Here is a 4,033-nt window from a genome sequence, read left to right on the forward strand (position 1 = left end):
GTATTACGACTCGCACGCGCGGGGCTACTCCTAGGGTTGCGGTCACGCGGGGTGTGTGGGGCGCGGGCCCCCCGCCCCCGGGGAGGGGACGACGGGCCGTCGCGGGGCGCCGGGGGCGCGGTGGCTCAGATGAGGCCGAGCTCCTGGACCGCGTCGCGCTCCTCGGTCAGCTCCTTGACCGAGGCGTCGATGCGGGCGCGGGAGAAGTCGGAGATCTCCAGGCCCTGGACGATCTCGAACCTGCCGTCCTTGGTGGTGACCGGGAAGGAGGAGATCAGGCCGGCCGGGACGCCGTAGGAGCCGTCGGAGACGACGCCCATGGAGGTCCAGTCGCCCTCGGCGGTGCCGTTGACCCAGGTGTGCACGTGGTCGATGGCGGCGTTGGCGGCCGAGGCGGCCGAGGAGGCGCCGCGGGCCTCGATGATGGCGGCGCCGCGCTTGGCGACGGTCGGGATGAAGTCGTTCTCCAGCCAGGCCTGGTCGCTGCCGACGGCCTCGAAGGCCGGCTTGCCGGCGACCTCGGCCTGGAAGATGTCCGGGTACTGGGTGGCGGAGTGGTTGCCCCAGATGGTGACGCGCTTGATGTCGGAGACCAGGGCGCCGGTCTTGGCGGAGAGCTGGCCGACGGCGCGGTTGTGGTCCAGGCGGGTCATCGCGGTGAAGCGCTCGGCCGGGACGTCCGGGGCGTTGCGCTGGGCGATCAGGGCGTTGGTGTTGGCCGGGTTGCCGACGACCAGGACCTTGATGTCGTCCGCGGCGTGGGCGTTGATGGCCTTGCCCTGCGGGCCGAAGATGCCGCCGTTGGCCGACAGCAGGTCGCCGCGCTCCATGCCGGCGGTGCGCGGACGGGCGCCGACCAGCAGGGCGACGTTGGCGCCGTCGAAGGCCACGTTCGGCTGGTCGGTGATGGTGATGTCGCGCAGCAGCGGGAAGGCGCAGTCGACGAGCTCCATGGCGGTGCCCTCGGCGGCCTTGAGGCCCTGCGGGATCTCCAGGAGGCGCAGGTTCACCGGGACGTCGGCGCCGAGCAGGTGGCCCGAGGCGATGCGGAAGAGCAGCGCGTAGCCGATCTGGCCGGCGGCTCCGGTGATGGTGACGTTGACGGGGGTGCGGGTCATTTCTACCTTCTCCAGCAAATCGCCAGGTGCCCCAGGCACGTTCGGCGCGCCGGAGCCGCGGACGGTCTCTCGACATCGAGAGAACCGGCGTCAGGGTATCGCAAAGGGAAGCGTACGCCTCGGGCGAGGTCGTGACTGGTTGGTCACAGACGATGACGGCCCCCGCCCGGGCTCCGGGCGGGGGCCGTGCACGACCGGCCGGGCGGCGGCGCGCCGGCGGCGGCGGTGCGCTAACGGCGCGGACGGCCGATCAGCTGGCCGATGTTGTCCAGCAGCGGGAACTCCAGCCACGGGTTGGGCTGGGCCATCAGGGTCAGCAGCACGATCGACACGCCGAGGAAGGTCAGCACGATCACGTCGGTGAACCGGCTGCGGACCGCCAGCATGCCGACCTCCGGCAGCACCAGCCGCAGCAGCGCGCCGAGCAGCACCCCGCCGCCGACGACCAGCAGCCCGTACTTGAAGCCGTCCTGGAAGTCGGCGAACCAGGTGATCGCGAGACCGGCGCCGACCACCAGCAGGACCACCGTTATCGGCCACTGCCGCACCGGCAGCGCGTGGTCGCGCCCGAGCGCGGCCGACGAGCCCTCGGGGGGCAGGGTGCCGGTGGTCCTCACCGGCCTGCGCCGGGTCCGCCGCGGTTCGGTCATGGCTTCCCGTCCTTCGGGATCGTCGTTCGCGGGATCGTCGTTCGTCGGGCGGGCGGGATCAGACGCCGGCCTGGCGCTCGGCCGCCACCACGATGTTGTTCAGCAGCATGGCGCGGGTCATCGGGCCGACGCCGCCGGGGTTCGGGGAGATCCAGCCGGCCACCTCGGCCACGCCCGGGTGGACGTCGCCGACGATCTTGCCCTCGCTGCGGCTGACGCCGACGTCCAGCACGGCCGCGCCGGGCTTGACGTCCTCCGGCTTGACCAGGTGCGGCACGCCGGCGGCGGCCACGATGATGTCGGCCTGGCGCAGGTGGTGGGCGAGGTCGCGGGTGCCGGTGTGGCAGAGGGTGACGGTGGCGTTCTCGCTGCGGCGGGTGAGCAGCAGGCCGATCGAGCGGCCGACGGTGACGCCGCGGCCGACCACGACCACCTCGGCGCCGTCGATCGGCACGTCGTGGCGGCGCAGCAGCTCGACGATGCCGAGCGGGGTGCAGGGCAGCGGGCCCTCGATGCCCAGCGCGAGGCGGCCGAGCGAGGTCGGGTGCAGGCCGTCCGCGTCCTTGTCCGGGTCCATCAGCTCCAGGACCGGGTTCTGGTCGAGGCCCTTGGGCAGCGGCAGCTGGACGATGTAGCCGGTGCAGGCGGGGTCGGCGTTGAGCTCCCGGACGACGTTCTCGACGTCCTCCTGGGTGGCGGTGGCGGGCAGCTCGCGCTGGATCGAGGCGATGCCGATCTCGGCGCAGTCCCGGTGCTTGCCGTTGACGTACCAGCGGCTGCCCGGGTCGTCGCCGACCAGGACGGTGCCGAGGCCGGGCACGACGCCCTTCGCCTGGAGGGCCGCCACGCGGGCGGCGAGTTCGGACTTGATCGCGGCCGCGGTGGCCTTGCCATCGAGAATCTGGGCAGTCATGACCCCATTCTCCCGGATCCGGACCGGCTCGTGCGCCACCGGTCCCCGGGCCGGAGGAGGCCGGCCCGGGAGCGGGGCCGGGCGGAACGGGGGGTGGACGAACGGGTACGGAACGTCCGGGTCGTATTGCGGTTGCGCCACAGTCCGGCCCGACGCGCGGAGGCGGCTGGACAGGGCCGGGCCGGGCGGTCGACGATATGCGGGCATTCCCCGCCGCATCCGGCCCGGTGACGGGCCGACGGACAGACCCGGCGGGGGCGTACCCGGGGGAAGAACGAAGTGAGCCGACCAGACCGCACCGCGCCGACGACCGACCGCCGCCGCGGCACGCCCCTCACCGGCAGAGCGTCCCGGCTCCCGTCCGCCCGCTTCCCACGGTCCTGAGCGGGGGCGCGCACCCGGCTGCTCACGCCCCCGGTGTCAGTGCGCCCCGCTAACGTCCCGTCCGACCGGCCACCCGACCCGCCGGTCCGTTCCGGGTCCGCTGTCCCGTCCCCACCCGTCCCCATCTGCCCGGAGGCATCGATGAGCTACCCGCCCGACCCGAACAACCCGCAGCAGCCCCAGCAGCCGCCGCAGCAGGCCTACGGCTACCCGCAGCAGGCCCCGCCGGCCGCCGGGTACGGCTACCCCCAGCAGCCGCCGGCCGCCCCCGGCTACGGCTACCCGCAGCAGCAGCCGCCGGCCTACGGCGTGCCGCCGCAGCAGGCGTACGGGTACCAGCCGATGCCGGGCACCATCCAGGCGAACAACGGCTACATCAACATCGCCCACCTCGGCACCGTGAAGATCGCCTCGATGGGCCAGCGCTTCCTGGCGCGGCTGATCGACGGTCTGGCGGTCGGCGCGGTCATCGCCCTGGTCATGGCGCTGGGCCTGGCCGGCACGCTCGGCATCGTCAAGGACACCGACGACTGTTCCCAGTACTCCTACGGGAGCCTCAGCTACAGCGACTGCATCCAGCAGCAGAACGACGCCGCGGCCGGCGTGTTCGCCACCATGATGATCATGATGGGCGTGCTGTCGCTGTTCAACCTGCTCTACGAGTGGCTGATGGTCTCCTTCGCCGGCGCCACCCTGGGCAAGATGGCCATGGGCCTGCGCGTGGTCAAGGAGAGCAACGGCCAGACCCCGGGCCTGGGCGGCGGCTTCATCCGCTTCATCATCCCGATCGTCGGCGTCTTCCTCTGCTACATCGGCGCGCTGCTGGTCTACCTGTCGCCGTTCTTCGACAACTCCGGGAAGCTGCAGGGCTGGCACGACCGTGCCTCCTGCTATATGTTGATTATGTAGTTACGCGGGAGGTACGGTTGTTTTTATGTGCCAGGGACCCTCTGTGGATGTAGCCGGGC

General features: G+C 72.1%; 4 protein-coding genes. 1 reads left to right on the forward strand and 3 read right to left on the reverse strand.

The window, feature by feature from the left end:
• Window positions 1-125 precede the first annotated feature (125 nt).
• From ACFXAM_RS38115 to ACFXAM_RS38125, 3 genes are all read right to left on the reverse strand, one after another.
• Window positions 126-1,118: a malate dehydrogenase gene (locus ACFXAM_RS38115; RefSeq protein ID WP_380298460.1), complete on the reverse strand. Its 993-nt coding sequence runs from the start codon at window positions 1,116-1,118 to the stop codon at window positions 126-128.
• A 230-nt stretch (window positions 1,119-1,348) separates the two neighbouring features.
• Complete coding sequence (locus tag ACFXAM_RS38120; protein ID WP_380298462.1) at window positions 1,349-1,768, reverse strand: DUF3017 domain-containing protein; 420 nt, start codon at window positions 1,766-1,768, stop codon at window positions 1,349-1,351.
• A 58-nt stretch (window positions 1,769-1,826) separates the two neighbouring features.
• Entirely contained in the window at window positions 1,827-2,681 is an 855-nt protein-coding gene (locus ACFXAM_RS38125; protein WP_380298464.1) for a bifunctional methylenetetrahydrofolate dehydrogenase/methenyltetrahydrofolate cyclohydrolase, read from the reverse strand.
• Window positions 2,682-3,206: 525 nt separating this feature from the next.
• Here ACFXAM_RS38125 and ACFXAM_RS38130 point away from each other — a divergent pair.
• Window positions 3,207-3,974, forward strand: a complete 768-nt coding sequence (locus tag ACFXAM_RS38130) for an RDD family protein (protein ID WP_380298465.1) — start codon at window positions 3,207-3,209, stop codon at window positions 3,972-3,974.
• Window positions 3,975-4,033: the final 59 nt, after the last annotated feature.

Origin of the sequence: Kitasatospora sp. NPDC059462, assembly GCF_042749955.1 — a bacterium.
Taxonomy (GTDB): domain Bacteria; phylum Actinomycetota; class Actinomycetes; order Streptomycetales; family Streptomycetaceae; genus Kitasatospora.

Bases quoted from the DNA above. Each gene is read 5' to 3' on its own strand.
- ACFXAM_RS38115 (WP_380298460.1), bottom strand. From the start codon at position 1,118: ATGACCCGCACCCCCGTCAACGTCACCATCACCGGAGCCGCCGGCCAG.
- ACFXAM_RS38120 (WP_380298462.1), bottom strand. From the start codon at position 1,768: ATGACCGAACCGCGGCGGACCCGGCGCAGGCCGGTGAGGACCACCGGC.
- ACFXAM_RS38125 (WP_380298464.1), bottom strand. From the start codon at position 2,681: ATGACTGCCCAGATTCTCGATGGCAAGGCCACCGCGGCCGCGATCAAG.
- ACFXAM_RS38130 (WP_380298465.1), top strand. From the start codon at position 3,207: ATGAGCTACCCGCCCGACCCGAACAACCCGCAGCAGCCCCAGCAGCCG.